At 54.0% G+C, this 17,753-nt stretch carries 10 protein-coding genes and 2 tRNA genes; 2 read left to right on the top strand and 10 right to left on the bottom strand.

Annotation, left to right across the window (positions count from 1 at the left end):
* Window positions 1–499: 499 nt before the first annotated feature.
* The gene (locus tag EBAPG3_RS00005) at window positions 500–2,698 is read left to right on the top strand and encodes a primosomal protein N' (RefSeq protein ID WP_085921869.1); all 2,199 of its coding nucleotides are present in this window, start codon (window positions 500–502) and stop codon (window positions 2,696–2,698) included.
* A gap of 68 nt (window positions 2,699–2,766) precedes the next feature.
* Here EBAPG3_RS00005 and EBAPG3_RS00010 read toward each other — a convergent pair whose 3' ends face one another.
* The 7 genes from EBAPG3_RS00010 to EBAPG3_RS00040 form a co-directional block, all read right to left on the bottom strand.
* The gene (locus EBAPG3_RS00010) at window positions 2,767–3,651 is read right to left on the bottom strand and encodes a fructosamine kinase family protein (protein WP_004180346.1); all 885 of its coding nucleotides are present in this window, start codon (window positions 3,649–3,651) and stop codon (window positions 2,767–2,769) included.
* A gap of 22 nt (window positions 3,652–3,673) precedes the next feature.
* Window positions 3,674–5,086 (bottom strand): argininosuccinate lyase, encoded by a 1,413-nt coding sequence (argH, locus tag EBAPG3_RS00015; protein WP_004180343.1) that lies wholly within the window; start codon window positions 5,084–5,086, stop codon window positions 3,674–3,676.
* 260 nt (window positions 5,087–5,346) lie between these two features.
* Complete coding sequence (locus EBAPG3_RS00020) at window positions 5,347–6,957, bottom strand: peptide chain release factor 3 (protein ID WP_004180341.1); 1,611 nt, start codon at window positions 6,955–6,957, stop codon at window positions 5,347–5,349.
* Between the two features lie 10 nt (window positions 6,958–6,967).
* Window positions 6,968–9,076: an ABC transporter ATP-binding protein gene (locus tag EBAPG3_RS00025; RefSeq protein ID WP_040853064.1), complete on the bottom strand. Its 2,109-nt coding sequence runs from the start codon at window positions 9,074–9,076 to the stop codon at window positions 6,968–6,970.
* On the bottom strand, window positions 9,073–10,581 hold the full coding sequence (locus EBAPG3_RS00030; protein WP_004180336.1) for an ABC transporter permease: 1,509 nt from the start codon (window positions 10,579–10,581) through the stop codon (window positions 9,073–9,075). Before EBAPG3_RS00030 ends, EBAPG3_RS00025 begins: the two co-directional genes overlap by 4 nt.
* A gap of 387 nt (window positions 10,582–10,968) precedes the next feature.
* A complete protein-coding gene (locus tag EBAPG3_RS00035; RefSeq protein ID WP_004180334.1) occupies window positions 10,969–11,946 on the bottom strand; it encodes an ABC transporter permease in 978 nt (325 codons plus the stop codon).
* Window positions 11,939–14,170, bottom strand: coding sequence for an ABC transporter substrate-binding protein (locus EBAPG3_RS00040; RefSeq protein WP_051049096.1), 2,232 nt, complete (start codon window positions 14,168–14,170; stop codon window positions 11,939–11,941). Before EBAPG3_RS00040 ends, EBAPG3_RS00035 begins: the two co-directional genes overlap by 8 nt.
* A 379-nt stretch (window positions 14,171–14,549) precedes the next feature.
* On the opposite strand from EBAPG3_RS00040, the gene fabI reads away from it, so the two are divergent.
* Window positions 14,550–15,338, top strand: a complete 789-nt coding sequence (gene fabI, locus EBAPG3_RS00045; RefSeq protein ID WP_004180328.1) for an enoyl-ACP reductase FabI — start codon at window positions 14,550–14,552, stop codon at window positions 15,336–15,338.
* Between the two features lie 100 nt (window positions 15,339–15,438).
* On the opposite strand, the gene EBAPG3_RS00050 is transcribed toward fabI, so the two are convergent.
* The 3 genes from EBAPG3_RS00050 to EBAPG3_RS00060 form a co-directional block, all read right to left on the bottom strand.
* A complete protein-coding gene (locus tag EBAPG3_RS00050) occupies window positions 15,439–17,328 on the bottom strand; it encodes a SurA N-terminal domain-containing protein (protein ID WP_004180326.1) in 1,890 nt (629 codons plus the stop codon).
* A gap of 239 nt (window positions 17,329–17,567) precedes the next feature.
* Window positions 17,568–17,644 (bottom strand) — tRNA-Asp (locus EBAPG3_RS00055).
* A 20-nt stretch (window positions 17,645–17,664) separates the two neighbouring features.
* Window positions 17,665–17,740: transfer RNA gene (locus EBAPG3_RS00060), tRNA-Val, on the bottom strand.
* Window positions 17,741–17,753 lie beyond the last annotated feature (13 nt).

Genomic DNA, 17,753 nt, shown 5'->3' on the forward strand with positions numbered 1-17,753 from the left:
ACACCAAAGGCCTCAACCACGGCCAGTACAGCGCGCCGGCTTATGCTTTATTTGCGGTTCAATCCATTGATTCAGGAAAATGGCAGGGAACGGATTCCCTGTCCTTAGTCCAACTTCAATTACGGGACACGCATCGTTTGAGTTGCAAGCATATCTCATGCCAGTCCATGCACATATTTAGAATCAGTGAGTTGAATATCACTTTCTGCCCGCTGAATAAAATATGTAAAGAAATCCGACAAATCAGGAATCACCACGGGAGGGGTAAGCGGTGTCCTTATTTCCGATACACTCTGTTGTTTTTTTTAGAACCTGCGCAAGGTATGGATGCATAACGCAAACCGCCACTCTCCCATCCTGATGATAAATTATATGTCATACATGATGCCGGTTCTATGGAAATGCTGCCTTGTTGTTGCCCCAATCAGCGGAAGATAAATCAGCGATGGACTTTCGGGGGATAATATTCCCGAATTTCCCATAAACCCTCCATCCCGATATGCCTATCATTCGCGTCGCACTCGACGTTCCTGTCAATACTTTATTCGACTATCTTGCACAGGATGTAACGGCACAGGATATCGGCGTTCGTGTATGCGTTCCGTTTGGAAAAAAGCAGGTGATAGGGGTAATCATGGAAGTAACTACTCACTCTTTGATTTCGCCATCCAGACTCAGGCAGGCCACTCACGTATTTCAGGATATTCCCCCGCTGCCTGCGTCGTTGCTTGATCTGTTCCGGTTTTGCAGCACCTATTATCATCATCCGCTGGGCGAGGTGGTAATGAACGGCCTCCCCGGCAGGCTACGCAGGACCAAACCCGTGGCGGTGGCCTCCGTTGCCGCCTCCCGATATTGCCTCACCCCTGCAGGACACGCAATCAACCTATCAGCCATTTCCGCCCGCAGTATCATCAAGCGTCGTTTACTGGCGGGACTGCAAGAATCCGGCGGCATGAATATTGAGGAGGTAAAACGGCTTTCGCGGCGTGCACCCGCCGCATTGCAGGAATTCATTACGCTGCGCTGGGTTGAGGAAACATTGATTGCCCCTCCCTTGACCGCAGATTCACTTATTGAAATAACATCACCAGGTCCTGTCCTTACAGCAGATCAGGAAAGTGCCGTCAATGACGTTGCCGCCAAAATAAATGACTTCAATACCTGGCTGTTACATGGCATTACCGGCAGCGGCAAAACAGAGGTCTATCTGCGGCTGATTTCGCTGCTGTTACGTCAAGGCCGGCAAACGCTGGTGCTGGTTCCTGAAATCAATCTGACGCCGCAACTGGAAGCGATCTTCCGCACACGCTTTCCCGCCATACAGCTGGTCAGTCTCCACAGCGGACTCACTCCCGGTGAGCGCGTGAATGCCTGGCTGCAGGCTCAGCGGGGTGAAGCCAGGATAATACTGGGTACGCGCCTGGCGGTCTTCACGCCGCTGCCAAAACTTGGTCTGGTCATTGTGGATGAGGAGCAGGATACTTCATTCAAACAGCAGGAGGGCTTGCGCTATTCAGCCCGGGACGTGGCAATCTTTCGCGCGAAGCATGCCAATGCACCAGTGATACTGGGTTCCGCCACTCCTTCGCTTGAAAGTTATTACAACGCGATTAATGGCCGCTACCTCAGATTGCGCCTGCAATCCCGCGCGGTAAAGAATGCAGCGCTGCCGGTCGTGCGGTGTCTCGATACCCGCTCCGCCAGAACAAAAGAAGGTTTTTCCGTCCCGTTGATCGCCGCGCTGGAGAAGTGCCTCGCCTTACACCAGCAAAGCCTGGTCTTCATCAATCGGCGTGGTTACGCACCGGTACTGCTGTGCAAGTCGTGCGCATGGACAGCAACCTGTCATCGTTGCGCCAGCCGTCTGGTGGTACATCTGCGAGAAAAACAATTGCGATGCCACCATTGCGGTCACCAGGAGCGCTTCCCCTCCGCCTGCCCCAAGTGCGGCGACCAGGATATCGCGCCTTTTGGCCACGGCACGCAGCGGGTAGAAGCCGCGTTGGCCGAGCGTTTCCCCAAGGCACGAATTGTACGCATCGATCGCGACAGCATGCGCCGAAAGAATGCATGGCAAAAAATATTGAAAGACATTCAGGAACGGCGTGTGGATATCCTTGTTGGAACACAAATTCTGGCGAAAGGACATGATTTTCCGAATCTGTCGCTGGTTAGCATCCTGAATTCCGATGCTTCACTATTCAGTACCGATTTTCGCGCGCCGGAGCGCCTGTTTGCTCAATTGATGCAGGTAGCGGGTCGAGCCGGGCGAGCCACTATTTCGGGAGAAGTTCTGATTCAAACCGAATTTCCTGATCATCCCCTATATCAGGCGCTGCGGCGGCACGATTATGATGCGCTCGCGCAAACACTCCTGGCAGAAAGGAAAACAGCGGGATTTCCACCGTATGTCTACCAGGCGTTATTGCGGGCGGAAGCGCTGCAGATTGCAGCTGCGCTGGCTTTCCTTGCCAGGGCGGCAGCCATAGCGAAAGCCCCTGAGCAAGTTGAGATATTCGATCCGGTTCCGGCGCAGATGTCCCGGTTAAAAGGAATGGAGCGCGCGCACCTGCTTATACAATCCGGCTCGCGCAAACAATTACAGGAATTTCTCTCTGGGTGGCGGTCGAAACTCGACGCGCTTTCAACACACAAGGTACGATGGACGCTGGATGTCGATCCGCTGGAGTTTTGACCGGGAATCGATGGACTAGAATCCGGCGGTTGATTGCTCATTTTTCGACGTCCGCCTGTCCCCACGGCTTAGTGAATTTCGGCGAGTAATCTGCTTGTCATTTGTTCCGCCTGGCGAAGATATCCGCCGCCGAACAAGTTGAGATGGTTCAGGACGTGATACAGGTTATACAGTGTCTTCCGTATGGAGTAGCCGGAATCGAGGGGATAGGCTTCCCGGTAGGCTGCATAGAAGACCGCAGGGAATCCTCCAAAAAGTTCCGTCATGGCAATATCCGTCTCGCGATCCCCATAATAGACGGCTGGGTCAAATAACACCGGCTGACCCGTACAATCAAAACTATAGTTGCCACCCCACAAGTCACCGTGAAGAAGTGAGGCAGCCGGCCCCGTTCCTGGAAAAAAGAAATCCAGCTGCGTCAGCAGTTGCTCACCCTGAGTCTGCAATTTTCCGGTGTAGCCATTAATCCGGGCAAGTTGTAATTGATAGCCCAAACGTTGCTCGCGCCAGAACTGTATCCAGTTGGGAGAATAGCTATTGATTTGCGGCGTGGCGCCGATGACGTTATCACGCATCCATCCGAATTTTTCAAAAGAGACACGATGCATCGCAGCCAGTTGTGCGCCCAAGGCTGCAGCGCCGCTACTGGAAACATTACCCATTTCCAAATACTCCAGCACCAGCCATGCTCTGGATTTATTTTTCCCACAGCAGACCGGTACTGGAACACGCAATGTATGGGAGCGTTGAATTTCTTGCAGGCCTGCCGCTTCCGCCTGAAATATTGACAGGCTGTCGGCATTGTTCAGTTTGACGAAAAATTGCCGGCCTGCACCTTCAATCCGATGCGTTTCGTTGATGCAACCGCCGCCAATGGAAGCGGTTTTCTCCACAACGAACGGAAGGCCGGTGGAATTTGAGATTTGTGCGGCAACATCAGCCCAAGGTAGCATAAGCGAATGCCGGAGTATCGTTTCAGGACAACCACTTCCTTGCCCGCCGGATGGCTGCCCTCACCTGTGCCGGTGCTGTTCCGCCAATATGACTACGACTATTTATCGAGCCCTCCAGGGTTAGTACAGCGTAGATATCGCTATCGATCAACCGCGAGAATTTTTGCAATTCCGGGAGAGACAGCGCGCTCAGGTCCCGGCCGCTCTTGTCGGCGAAGCGCACCGCTTGGGCTACCGCCTCGTGCGCTTCGCGAAAAGGCAATCCTTTTTTTGTCAGGTAGTCGGCCAGATCGGTAGCCGTGGCGTAACCACGCATTGCGGCGTTGCGCATTACCTCCTGGTTGACGCGCACGCCGGTCAGCATATCGGCGTAGATGCGCAGCGTGTCAATAAGCGTTTCCACCGTGTCAAAAAGAGGTTCCTTGTCTTCCTGGTTGTCTTTATTGTAAGCCAGCGGCTGACCTTTCATCAGCGTCAGCAAGGCAACCAGGTGCCCGTTGACGCGCCCGGTTTTGCCCCGCACCAGTTCCGGCACGTCCGGATTCTTTTTTTGCGGCATGATGGATGAGCCGGTACAGAACCGGTCGGCGAGATCAATGAAGCCAAATGATGGATTCATCCATAAAATCAATTCTTCCGATAGCCGGGACAGATGCGTCATGATCAGCGCCGCGCCGGCACAGAACTCGATGGCAAAATCCCGGTCGGAAACCGCGTCCAGCGAATTTTCGCAAACCCCGTCAAATCCCAGTTGTTGCGCCACCGCCTTGCGATTGATGGGATAACTGGTCCCCGCCAGCGCCGCCGCGCCCAACGGCAGCTTGTTCACGCGCCTCCGGCAATCGGATAATCGTTCGACATCGCGCTTCAGCATTTCAAAATATGCCATGAGATGATGACCGAAGACAACCGGCTGCGCCACCTGCAAATGAGTGAAACCAGGCATCACGGTATCCACATGCCGTTCGGCGAGGTCAAGCAATGCGCGCTGCATACCCTGGATAAGCCCGATGATATCGTCTATCGCGGCACGCAGATAAAGCCGCACATCGGTGGCGACCTGATCGTTACGTGATCGCGCGGTATGCAGCCGTTTGCCGGCATCGCCGATCAGCGTAGTGAGCCGTTTCTCGATATTGAGATGTACGTCTTCCAGTTCCAGGAGCCAGACGAATTCACCGCTGCGGATTTCGTCACGAATCAAGCCAAGGCCGGATTCGATGGCAGCCAAATCCCCCGCATCGATGATGCCTGCGCCAGAAAGCATCCGGGCGTGAGCAAGCGATCCCTGGATATCGTATTCCGCCAGCCTGCGATCAAAACCAACCGATGCGGTATAACGCTGCACCAGTTCCGAAACCGGCTCATCGAACCGCCCCGACCAGGTGTTCCCTTTTTTTTCAGCCGATGTGCTTTTCTTTTTTGAAGTTGCCATATCCTAAATCCGGCAGTTGCCGCTTATCATCCTAAATTCGGCAGTTGATCGCATATTCTTCAGTTTAATATTATGATTTATAAATATGCTTACCTAAATCGATCTTCATCTTCTGGGCGACCGCGCCACATGGTATTCAGCCGCTGGATTCAGGCCGAAGAACGAGTATAAATCAAAATAACTTTCCTTACGTCCTGCAGGATTTCCATATCGGGGGACTTTGCGGCATTCAAAATATCCATGTGACAAGGGATGGCGCATTACCCATCCAGATGGGTCTGGAATACCAGTCCGGCATGCTCTCGCAGCCTATGGAACTGAATCAGCCTCCAGCTCTCCTGCGCGACACTCAGTTCCGCTCCGAATGAGGCCAGAAAGGTAGGCGCGTCCACCGCATCATAGGCCACCCGGTGCGCGTTGGTATCAATGAACCGCTTCAGTTCGCGTGGATCATCGGACGTGACCCAGCGCGCCATCTGGTACTTTGCCGAAGCGAGACGGGCATCTACGCCATACTCGTGCTTGAGCCGGTGCGCCACCACTTCAAACTGCAATGTGCCCACCGCACCCAACAGCAAAGCACCTCCGGCATGGGGCCGAAATACCTGGATCGCCCCCTCTTCACCCAACTGGGTAAGTCCCAATTTGAGCTGCTTGCTGCGCATTGGATCGGCAATTTCCACCGTCTGGAAGATTTCAGGTGCGAAAAATGGCAAACCGGTAAACTGCAAGCGCTCACCTTGCGTCAGTGTATCTCCCAACTGCAACGTTCCATGATTGGGAATGCCAATAATATCGCCGGAGTAGGCGATATCAAGCAACTCGCGCCGCTGTGAGAGAAAGGATACTACGCCGTTGGTACGGATATCCTTATCGCTACGTACAACCCTGAGGTTCATTCCGCGCTCGAAGCGGCCCGAACAGATCCGCACGAAGGCGATGCGATCCCGGTGTGCGGGATTCATGTTCGCCTGAATTTTGAATACAACACCTGAAAACATCGATTCCGCAGGTTGCACCTGACGCTGTAAGGCTTGGCGCGATCCGGGTGATGGCGCAAGATCGACCAGTGCGTCAAGTACTTCGCGTACGCCAAAATTGTTGATGGCCGAGCCAAAAAATACCGGGGTCTGCTCACCGGCGAGGAAAGCCACGTGACTGAATTCTGGCGAGGCGCCACGTATCAGCTCAATTTCCTGCCGAGCCTGGGCAACATTCTCCGTGAAACGTAGCGCGATTTCGGGATTATCCAGGCCTTCGATAATTTCGTCCTGTTCATCCAGTCTATCCGCACCTGGGCGAAAAACGCGCATGCGGTCGCGCCGCAAGTCGAATACACCATGAAAACTGCGGCCCATACCCAGCGGCCAGGTAAAAGGTACCGCCGTCATATTCAACGTCCGTTCGATTTCGTCAATGAGGTCGAGCGGTTCCCGTACTTCACGATCCATTTTGTTCACGAAAGTGAGGATGGGCGTATTACGCGCACGGCACACTTCCAGCAGACGCAATGTCTGGGCCTCCACGCCATTGGCGGCATCGATCACCATCAACGCCGCGTCCACCGCGGTCAGCACCCGGTAGGTATCTTCGGAAAAATCCTGGTGACCCGGCGTATCCAGCAAATTGATGACGCAACCCCGGTACTCCATCTGCATCACGGAGCTGGCGACTGAAATACCCCTTTGCTTCTCGATCTCCATCCAGTCCGAGGTGGCATGACGGCTCGCTTTGCGCGCCTTGACGCTGCCGGCGATATGAATGGCGCCGGCAAACAGCAACAACTTTTCCGTCAGCGTCGTTTTACCCGCATCCGGGTGCGAAATTATGGCAAACGTGCGCCGACGCGCCACTTCCTGATCGACCGCCATCAAATATTCCTCATGCTGAATCTTGTTCCTGTGGGTAAAGGTAGCACCGCGCCGTGTGCGTTGGACTGAATGCGCTTGTTCCGGGGTAATGCTCCCGGCATATCGGCATGACGTGCGGACAACGAGGATGAAAGTGGCAGCCGGATGGCGGATTGGCTGGAGAAGGCAGATCTCCATGCAGGTGGATGATCTGGCGCTTTGATGCGAGATCAATGACAGGTACCGCCGACAGCAGCGCCTGAGTATAGGGATGCCTGGGATGATCCAATACTTCATCCACCCGCCCCTGTTCCACGATTCTTCCCAGATACATCACCGCCACCTCGTCGGCGACATACTCCACCACCGAGATATTATGAGTGATGAATAGATATGCCAGTCCCAGGTTGCCCTGCAAATCCTTCAGCAGATTCAGGATCTGTGCCTGTACCGATACATCCAGCGCACTGGTGGGCTCGTCGCAAACAATCAGCCGAGGATTGACCGCCAGGGCGCGGGCAATGGCGATACGCTGGCGCTGGCCCCCGGAGAACTCGTGCGGATAGCGCCATTTGGTCTCTGGCGGCAACCCGACACTTTCCAGCAGTGCATCCACTCTTCCTTTCTTGCCGGTGGAATGATACTCCGGATGACTTGTTGCGCTGCCGCTTTCTGCACCCAGAGCATTCATGCCTTCTTCAATGATGTCCACGATACGCATCCGCGGGTTGAGTGACGAATAGGGGTCCTGAAAGATGAGCTGAAGTTCAGCACGCATCTTCCGCAAGCGATTGCGTTCCATCCCCACGAGTTCAAGCCCGTTATAGCGCACACTGCCCGCGGATGGCGGAATCAACTGCAGAATACCCTTGCCGGCCGTCGTCTTGCCACAGCCGGATTCTCCCACCAGCGCCAGCGTCTTGCCCTGCTGAATCGCCAGCGAGACGCCATCCACCGCCTTGACATATCCGGTAATACTTCTCATCAGCCCCTTATGTATCGGGAAATAAACCTTGAGACCGGTAACGGACAGTAAGCAGGAGCTGGAATCCAGTGATTCAAAAACCAATGCCGGTTGAGGACTTGACTCCGCTGGTCTCTCAGCGTCCTGAGCTGTGGCTTTGAAGCGCTGATTCCCGAATTCCGGGCCCTGAACGCTGGGACTGGTATCCTCGTTAAAGAGATGACATCTCACCTGGTGTCCGCCGGCCACGACGTTCCACCTCGGCGCGATCTCATGACACAGTTCCCACGCACGGTCACATCGGTCGGCAAAACGACAGCCGGTAAATTCGCGTGACAGCGGGGGGACATTTCCGCCAATCGCCGCCAGCCGCAGTCCTCGCTTGCGCACGACCTTGCCCGGCAGGGAAGCGAATAATTTCTGCGAATAAGGATGTGCCGGCCCGCTAAAAAAATCTTCGCGAGTCGCTGTCTCTACAATTTCACCCGCGTACATGACCGCCACTCGATGCGCCATTTGCGCCGCCACCGCGAGATCGTGAGTGATGAGCAGGATCGCCATGCCATCGCGTTTCTGCAAACCGCGCATCAGATCCAGCACCTGGGCCTGAATGGTGACGTCCAGCGCGGTAGTCGGCTCATCGGCAATGAGTAGCTCAGGCTCTCCAGCCAGCGCCATGGCAATCATCATCCGCTGCTTCATTCCACCCGAAAACTGGAAGGGATATTCATTCATGCGGCGTGCCGCATCCGGTATACCCACCTGGTTCAATATCTTCAGTACGCGTTCTTGTACCGCCATACCGCTTAAATTGAAATGCCGCCGCAATACCTCGCCAATCTGGTCCGCCACCGTCATTACCGGATTCAAACTTAGCATCGGCTCCTGAAATATCATGCTGATGCGCTTCCCGCGGATATCGCGCATAGCGGCTTCCGGCAACAGAAGCAGATCCTCCTCGCCGATCCTGACGGACCCCGCCACAATCTCTCCCGCATCTGGCAACAGCCGCATAACCGAGAGGGCCGTCATGGATTTTCCACAACCGGACTCCCCCAGTAATGCAAAGGTCTCGCCCCTCAGGATTCGCAGCGTAAGCCCATCTACCGCCCATATCGGTGCCTCTCCTGTGTGGAGGACGGTCTCGAGATTATCAATCTGTAACAGGGGATTCATGGCTGGGAGGAACCTTCAACCGTAGAGGAAACGGATTGGGGCTCCGATTTCTTCCCACGTCCCCGGCGACGCGATATTACCGCCTTTGCCGGCCACGTTTTCGCTCGTGGATCAAAGGCATTCTGTACCGCATCAGCAAAAAGATTGGCGCTCAATACCAGCGCGAACATGAAACTGAAGGCCGCAAGCAATGCCCACCACACCATCGGTTCACGCGCCATTTCCAGTCGCGCGGCGTTGATCATGGTGCCAAAACTGATCATGGAAGGGTCGACGCCGACGCCCACATAAGACAGTACAGCCTCCGCCAGAACCAATCCGCTGAAATCCATCACGGTGGCAATCAGCACGATATGCATCACATTGGGAAGGATGTGGCGGCTGATGATACGCCAATGGGAGACGCCGAAGGCATGGGCCGCCTGAATATATTCCATCTCTCGCAGCTTCAGGGTTTCACCGCGCAGCAACCGGCATAAGCCGGTCCAGCTGGTGACTCCGAGTATGATGCAAAGAAACAGCAGGCGCAGGTCGGCGCGCGCGGCAATGGTATCGAACAACTCGGGGCGTGTTTCTATATAGACCTGCATCATCAATACCGTGGCTGCAATCAGCAGGACGCTCGGGATTGAGCTCAGCGTGGTGTACAGGTATTGAATGACATCATCCACCCAGCCACGAAAATAGCCAGCCATAATGCCCAGGAGCAGCGCGAACGGCAGCATCATCAGCGTGGTGAGCGTTCCAATCACCAAACCCGTGCGGATGCTTTTGAGCGACTGATAAAATACGTCCTGCCCCACCTTATCGGTGCCAAATATATGGTAACTGCCGGACAATGCCAGCGCAGCACCGCAGAACAGTAATATGAACGCAAGCGTGATGTATACCGCGTTCCATGGAACCAGGGTGGTGCCGCGCCAGACGGCGGAAAACACTGACGAGAATTTTTCACCGCTACGGCGCGCCAGCAGCCTGGTCAAGGAAACCACCACGATACCCCATAGGAGAAGGCCCAAACCTCCACCCACTCCTGCCTTCCGGGCCACATCGGCGGCAAGCTCAGACTCGGGATCCTGCAAATGCGCGCCGCCGAATTGCAACCGGGGAAATTCCCGCACCTGCCGGCCGTCCGGAAGCTCTGTTGTTTCCCTGGCATAAAGAAATGCGGCAAAGGGCGCGGAATAAGTTTTCTCCACGCGCGTCCGCAAAGGGGCTGCAATCACATCAAGCAGGCTTAGCACTTCCACGCCGTATGCTTTTTCGCCGTTGCCGCTGTGACTATTCTCGATGGCGGGACGCATATGTACCGTATCGAGTAATCCCACGGCAATAAAGAATACCAGAACCGTAAGCGCCGCCATTCCGCTCGCACTGTGCCCCACACGCCGCCATGGCGCCAGAAGATACTCGTTGCGCCGCACGTGCCAGACAAAGACGATTATCACCGCCACCAGCAGGTAGACGAGTGCGTCTGTCCAGAGAATTACCGGTTTGAAGGACATTATCCTAAATCCGGCGGTTGGACGGGATGAAGCCTGCGGTTTTTAGGGTACAGGGTAAGGCGCAACGATGCGGAATGCGACCGCGCAGGGCGGAGCGGTTCCTTCCGAAGGAAGATGCGACCCCATAGCGGGATGTAGGGCGCCCAACGAGAGCGCGGGCATCCCCTACGCTGCCCGATCCCCGCTTCACGGGGCCCCTCGTGCGACGCTTCGGGGGGCCATTCCATTCCAAGGAGTTGCAACGCAGCCCTGCGTCGCAAAAATCGTGTAATCTGCCCCGTAGTGAACTCACCCAGGTGAAGATTGATTGAGACGAAACAGCTTTGTAAATCATAATATTAAACTGAAAAATGGCGATCAACTGCCAGATTTAGGATTATAGAGTCATCATGCCAATCTCACCCTGGGATCTACCAGCGTATAGGAAATATCCGTCAATATCAGTCCGACGATATAGAGCAGCGATCCCAGAAAGACCATGGCGCGCACCACGGCAAAGTCCTGTGAGTTGATTGCATCGATGGTATAGCTGCCCAATCCGGGAATGCCGAAAAATGACTCGGCGATCAGGCTTCCCAGAAATAGCAGCGGAATCAGTACCACCGCGCCGGTAAGTATCGGAATCATTGCATTCCTGAGCACATGCCTGAATAGCACAAGGCTTTCAGACAATCCCTTGGCGCGCGCGGTGCGAACGTAATCCTTGCCCATTTCCTCAAGGAAAATGGTGCGATACCAGCGGGTGCTGGCGCCCGCACCGCTAATCACGCCGACGATAACCGGCAGCAGCAGGAATTTAACGGCATTCAGGCCGCTCCCATAACCTGAAATGGGCACCAGATGCCACATCTTGCTGATCAAAAACTGGCCGCCAATGATATAGAACAAACTGGAGATGGACATCAGGGCGACGCATAGTACCACACCCCAGAAATCCACGTAGGTGGCCCGGAAAAATACCATTGCCAGCGCAAAAAATATGTAGACCACCAATCCCAGCAGGAACACGGGCAGCGCGATGGCGAGGCTGGGCATCATGCGTGTCTTGATTTCATGAGCAATGTCACGTCCGTCGTCGGCCCGTCCAAAATCAAAGGCAAACATGGCCACCGACTTCTCGAAGAAAATAGTGCGCGTGAATTTTGCCACACCTGGCATCGTATCGTTAAACATGAGCGGCTTATCATACCCACGCTCCTGCTTCCATTTGGTAATGGCCTCGGGTGTGACGCGCTTGATTCCCAGTTGCATCCTCGCCATATCGTCGGGGCTGTTAACCACAAAGAACAGCGTAAAAGTGATCAGATTCACACCGATCAGGATGGGAATGGCATAAAGCACGCGCCGAATGATGTAATTAAGCAACGCCGCCTCTTGACTCCGGAATCCCGGCCTGTGATTCCCTACTCCTGATTCCTGCGCTTCGCTCCCTGCGGCGGTAAACGGCCACGGCCGGGACCAAGCCTACCGCCAGCACGATCAATCCCAGCACAATGGGCCACAACACCGGCTCATTCCATTCGCGCCGCTTCTGATCCCGCAACCCCGCATCTACCCGGAAGTACTTGATGTTGTTGTGCGATAGTCTGTTCGGCTTAACATTGCCGTACCAGGCGTGATAAAGCCCATAGTCCTTGGGGTGATATCCCCAAAGCCAAGGCGCATCGTGCCGCAGGATGTCGATCATACGATCGATGATTTGCTGGCGTTCGGGACTGTTTTCCATATTCTTCATTTTCTCGAACAACCGGTTATACTCGGGATTGGAGTAATTGGAGGCATTCTCGCCTTCATTGCCGACTTTCTGTTGCGGACCGTACAACAGGAACAGGACATTCTCGGGATCGGGATAATCAACATTCCAGCCCCACTCGAAGATTTGTGCATTGCCCTTGCGTATCTTGTCCTGGAAGCGGTTGTAATCGGTGCTGCGAACCACCAGCTGGATGTTGAGTTTCTGGAATTGTTTACGCATCCAGTCGAGACTGGATTTATCGTCGACACCTCGGGCGGTCACATCGAAATACAGCACCAGCGGTGCGCCGGTTTTCGCGTTCATACCGTTGGGATAGCCCGCCTCGGCCAGCAACGCCTTGGCGGCTTCGATCGGTTTGCGCCGCGGCCGCCCGTTTAGCCAATCGTAGACCACCGGGTTAATTCCGTCCTTGCCCTCACGATGGCCGGCAATACCCGGTGGAATAGGGCTTTGGGCCGGGATACCGCGGCCATTGGCAAATATCGAAACATATTCTTCGTAATCCACCGCGATTGAAATGGCCTGGCGCAATTTTCTGGCGGACTCGCGCTCTTGCCGGGTCACGCCGCCGACCACCGGGTCCAACATATTGAAACCCATGTAGTTCGTGGAAGTCGCTATAGCGGTTTCGAGCCGGATACCCTGTTGCTTCATCGCCTCCGTTACGGACGCTTCCCCCTGGCCCGTCAGTTGCACCGCCTGATCGAAACTGTCGGAGCCAATGCCCGAAGCATCATAGTACCCCTGAAGGAATTTGTTCCAGCGCGGGATACTTTCCTTATCACGACTGGATATAACCTTGTCGATAAAGGGCAGGGGCTTGCCCGCATCCGCGAGCAACCCTGCCTGCACATCCTCCGGCATGCCTTCCGAGGGATAGGCCTCGCCGTGGAAATTGGGATTTTTTTCCAATACCATCATGCGGTTGGGATCATTTTCGGTGAGCATATAAGGACCGGTACCCACAGGATACCAATCAAAGGTGATATTTTTTTCAGCCAGCCCTTTTTGGGTATAGAAACGCTCCGCCTCCCATGGGATGGGCGCGAAAAAAGGCATTGCCAACCAGTATATGAACTGGGGATATTTACCCTTGATCTTGATTCGATAGGTGTAACGGCTCACCGCTTCCGCGCCTTCCAGCGAATAATTGTTCAAATCCAGATAGGCATCGCCGGCCTGCCCGTCGAGCCGCGCCACGACGGCACTCTGAAGCGTTATGGAGTACTCCTTGAGACCTACGATGTAGTCCGCCATCAGGCCGAAAATTGGCGAATGCAATTTGGGATGCGCCAGTCGCTTGATTTCGAAAACATAATCTTCGGCCGTCAATTCGCGGGAACCGGTGTGACGAAAATCGGACAGCTTATAAACCCCGGTCAGATCCTCTGCGGTGAGACTGTGATAAAGAAATCCTCCCTGCTCATTCTTGGCGAAGGCCGGGTGAGGCTGATACTGGATGCCGGGCTTGATCGAGATTTCATAAATCGTATAGGCGATTTGTGCGGCATCCACGCTGTCGTGCAGACGCTTTCCATCCTTGTCGAAATATTGCGCAACGGGCATTTCCGCAGCCGCCGATGGAATGAGCGTATAGGGACGTTTGAGGTAATGATATTGCAGCGGCGGTTCATAGATCTGCGCCGTCAGCAGGATTTCGTTGGAGCTGTATGACTGCACGGGATCAAGGTGCTTTGGACGTTCGGCAAAAGCGGTGTAGAGAATATTCTTCCCCGCATCGGCCGCCGGATAGGGACTGTTCCACGAATTACCGCTGCAGGCGCAAATGAAGACCACAAGCGATACCGGCAGATATTTGGATAGAGCCTTCATTGATGCGATAGTGTAGCGTAAATATCAGAAACGGAAATGACGCTTCAACTCCGGCGACTTTCATGATTCTACAAGCAGGAGAGACTTGAAGCTATAATCCCAATCCAGCAGTTGACCATTCATTTCTCACTCATTTTTCAGCTGGGCACCATGATCCACAAAGTTTTTTGCGCCATTTGGCCTTCATCTTTTTGGTGAGTTCGCTAGTGAGTGGGTTGCATGATTTTTGCGGCAGAGGGCTGCGTTGCAATTCTTGGAATGGAATAACCATTCCGCGTCATTGTGCCTTGCCCTGCACCTCAGAAACCATGCACTCTCCTTCGTCCAACTGCCGGATTTAGGATAAATTCCCCAAACTTCACTACTCCAAGGATATGACATGAAACTTCTCGCTGGTAAACGCATCCTCATCACCGGACTGCTCAGTAACCGCTCCATTGCCTATGGCATTGCAAAAGCCATGCATCGCGAGGGCGCGCAACTGGCCTTTACCTATCAGGGAGAAGGGATACGCGAACGAGTGGAAAAAATAATCACTGAATTCGAGAGTGATTTGCTGTTTCCCTGTGACGTTTCCAGCGATGATGAGATCACCCGCTGTTTTGATGATTTAGGAAAATATTGGGATGGCCTCGATGGCATCGTTCATTCGATCGCCTTTGCCCCGCGAGAGGCATTGAGTGGAGATTATCTCGAAAGCGTAAACCGTGAAGCCTTCCGCATTGCTCACGATGTCAGTTCCTACAGTTTTGCAGCCCTGGCAAAAGCGGCGATGCCGTTGATGCAAGGCAGGAATGGCTCGCTGCTTACGCTTACTTACCTCGGCGCGGTCAGGGTTATGCCGAATTACAATGTAATGGGCTTGGCGAAAGCCAGTCTTGAGGCTAATGTGCGCTTCATGGCATCCAGCCTTGGGCCCAAGGGAATACGCGTCAACGCAATTTCCGCCGGCCCGATCAAAACCCTGGCGGCGGCAGGAATTGGTAATTTCGGAAAACTGCTGAACTATACGGAGAAAGCCGCGCCATTACGACGTAATGTTTCCATTGCAGAAGTCGGCAACGTCGCAGCCTTTCTGTGTAGCGATCTGGCTAGCGGCATTACCGGCGAAATTACCCACGTCGATGCAGGATTTAACATAATCGCTTTTGATATCAGCGAAGCTTGATCTTTGAAAAAACTCTGAGCAAATTCCGCAGAGTTGCCGGCAAAGCACTCCGGGAAGAATTCATTCAGAGGTTCCCTGGCGACAATAAATAAAGGGCTTCTTATTTCTTCTCCAGGCTCTCATTCCTGACCGTCACGTCGTACTGCTTTCTAACCGCGGCAAGATAAGATGTGAGCTCCTCCTGGGCATGTACCTGCTGCAATTGCCGGGCAAAGGTCTTGCGTTCGGATACCTCCGCTGGAACCGGTTCAATGACACGGCTGATGCGGATTAAGGTAAAACCGCCCTGGGAATTCTCCATACCGGCATAGGATGGAAGTCTCGTCGCTTCAGCTTTGAAAACCGTACGCAGGGTTTCGTTATCCAGACCTTGGGGCTCTTTCCTGGAAACTTGCTGGGTTATGCCCCACGCAAGGATTCCACCCTTTCCTTCCTGCAGCTGCGCAAGTTTTTCCCTGCCTGATTTTTGGGCCGCTTCCGCAGCTTCCTTACGGGCTACCCGCTCGCTAATTTTATCCCGCAACACCGTAATGGAAGGCGTCGTCTCCGGCCTATGTTCCAGAACCCTGGCTGAAACAAGCGTATTGGGCACCACTTCCACCGCTTCGGTGTTACGCTTGTTCTTGAGCGCATCTTCCGAAAATATCGCCTGCAGCAATCTTCCATTAGTGAAATAGGGGGGTTCACCTGCGCTTCTGCCAATCCAATCACTCTGCTGAACGCGCAGGCTGAACTTCTCCGCGGCGGGCCGCAGGCTGTCACTCTGCTCATATACCATGTTGCTGAAGCCTTCGGCCGTTTCACCAAAAATTTTCCCGGCTTTTTGCTTCTTCAGCTCCTGCTCGACCTGGTTCTTTACTTCATCAAAATGAACAAGTTTTACAGGTTTTATCGCAGAGAGCTTGATGATATGGAAACCGTGATCTGTTTCGACCAGATTACTGATCTCATCCGGTTTCATCTGAAAAACCGCGTCTTCGAACGCCTTGACCATCATATTGCGTGCGAAAAATCCGAGGTCACCGCCATTGATTGCCGAACCCGGATCTTGGGAATGCTGCTTGGCAAGTTCCGCAAAGCTTTGCGGGGCCTGCCTTACCTGAACAAGCAATTGCTCGGCCTTGGCGCGCGCCGCGGCTTTCTCCACATCGGATGCCGTAGCGGGGACCGTTATCAGTATGTGGCTCGCGCGGCGCTCCTCGGGCTGCTCAAACTCACTGCGATGTTCCTCAAAATACTTTATTGCTTCATCAGCGGTCACCTGCAAGTCTTTAGTCAAATCGTCCAGAGATAGCACAAGGTATTCAACACGTACTTGCTCCGGCACCCGAAACTCGGCTTGGTGGCTATCGTAATATGATTTGATGGCGGCATCATCGGGTTTCATCTGCGACAGGAATTGCTCCGGTTGTATTTGAATCAGGCTGATTTCGCGCTTCTCGCTGCCCAACCGCATAATTCTTTCCGCCACCGAGACAGGAACGAAACCATTCCCGGTGTATGCGTCCGTCAATTGCTGACGCATCATTTCCTGGCGCACACGCCCTTCAAATGTTCGTGGATTCATTCCCTGACCACGCAGCAGCTCTTCATAACGCTGCTTGGAGAATTTACCATCCTCCTGAAACGCGGAGATATCCTGTATGACCAATATCAATTGCGAATCCGGCACGGTCAATCCAAGGCGCGCAGCCTCATGCTTCAGCAGCCGCTGCTGGATCAGTCCCTCCAATACCGCGGACCGCAGTTCCGGGTTATCCAGCATCGCATCGTTAAAATTTTCTCCCATGGTCGCCCGCATGCTTTCCTGCTGATTGCGCAACGCCTGCTCAAATTCCTGACGCGGTATCTTCTCGCCAGCCGCCAATGCGAGGTAGTCTTTGCCGTCGCCACTGTTATACGACTCGATTCCCCAGAATAGAAATGGTAATGTGGCGAGCGCCAGGATCACCTGGACGATACGTTTTTTCCTGTGAACAAAATCAAACATTAGCCTAAATCCGACAGTTGGGCAGGAAGGAATGTGCGGTTTTTGGGGTGCAGGGCAAGTCGCAACGCAATCATGCGTCGTATAATCAAAAGGATGAAGGCTGGGTGATGAGAAGAGTCTTTATGGATCATAGCTGCCGGACTAAAAAATAAACGGCCAATGGCCAGATTCAGGATCAATAAATTCAGGCAACGCATAAAAAAGGCGAACTCGCGTTCGCCCTGGTTTAGCACAAAATCTGGCGGAGTGGACGGGACTCGAACCCGCGACCCCCGGCGTGACAGGCCGGTATTCTAACCAACTGAACTACCACTCCAAAGATCTATAAGTTTCTGCTGGTGGGTGCTGACGGGGTCGAACCGCCGACATTCGCCTTGTAAGGGCGACGCTCTACCAACTGAGCTAAGCACCCCGTCCGAAGAATG

Source organism: Nitrosospira lacus, from assembly GCF_000355765.4.
GTDB classification, from domain to species: Bacteria; Pseudomonadota; Gammaproteobacteria; order Burkholderiales; family Nitrosomonadaceae; genus Nitrosospira; species Nitrosospira lacus.